A 900-nucleotide genomic window follows, 5' to 3' on the forward strand; every position below is an offset into this window, starting at 1 on the left:
TGCATCGATGTCTGCGCGGAACAAGTTTTTGAAATCACTGTAGGTTTTGCCGTCAAGGCAGAAAAAACGTCGGAGAACAAATAATGAAAAAGCTGATTGGAGCAATGCTGGCCTGCCTGATGGCGGGATCCTTGATGGCAGCGGCCCCCGAGATCACCAACAGTACCGGTGGCCTCAAGTCCGAGCGTGGCGCCACCGATCTGGTGACCGATGCCACCGCCGCGCCCCTGAAAAACTTCCGCAAGGATGGCGCGCCCTACGATCGCCAGTACATGCATCAGCCGCCGCTGATCCCCCACGACATTCGCAACTACGAGGTGGACACCAAGGTCAACAAGTGCCTGGCTTGCCACAGCTTCAAGAATGCCAGCGCCATGAAGGCTCCCAAGATCAGCCCGACTCACTTCGAGACCCGCGACGGCCTGACCCTGGGGGAAGTGTCGCCGCGTCGCTACTTCTGCCTGCAGTGCCATGTGCCGCAAGCGGATGCCAAGCCGCTTGTGGAAAATACCTTTAAACCGGTTGAAGCGCTGAACTGAGGAATCCATAGATGAAATTACCCGGCTTTATCCAGCGTCTGTGGACCACCTTCAAGTCACCGTCGAAGGCGGCTCTCTGGGTCATCTTGCTGATGGGCTTCTTTGGTGGCGTGATTTTCTGGGGTGGCTTCAACACCGCCATGGAAGCATCCAACACCGAGGCCTTCTGCACCAGCTGTCACGAGATGAAGGACAACGTGTTCGAGGAGTACCGCGACACCATCCACTACGCCAACCGCTCCGGCGTGCGGGCCAGCTGCCCGGATTGCCATGTACCGCATGAGTGGACCTACAAGATCATCCGCAAGGTGCAGGCTTCCAAGGAGCTGTGGGGCATGATCACCGGCAAGGTGGATACCCG

The 900-nt window shown here is 57.9% G+C and carries 2 protein-coding genes; both read left to right on the plus strand.

Annotated elements, in window-relative coordinates:
- Window positions 1-83 precede the first annotated feature (83 nt).
- Window positions 84-539, plus strand: a complete 456-nt coding sequence (locus tag G5358_RS21390; protein WP_005334452.1) for a nitrate reductase cytochrome c-type subunit — start codon at window positions 84-86, stop codon at window positions 537-539.
- Between the two features lie 11 nt (window positions 540-550).
- Window positions 551-900 (plus strand): NapC/NirT family cytochrome c (locus G5358_RS21395; protein ID WP_421324916.1); only part of this gene is annotated, 350 nt, incomplete at its 3' end.

Origin of the sequence: Aeromonas sp. 604176 (assembly GCF_049170755.1) — a bacterium.
GTDB lineage: Bacteria > Pseudomonadota > Gammaproteobacteria > Enterobacterales > Aeromonadaceae > Aeromonas > Aeromonas veronii_A.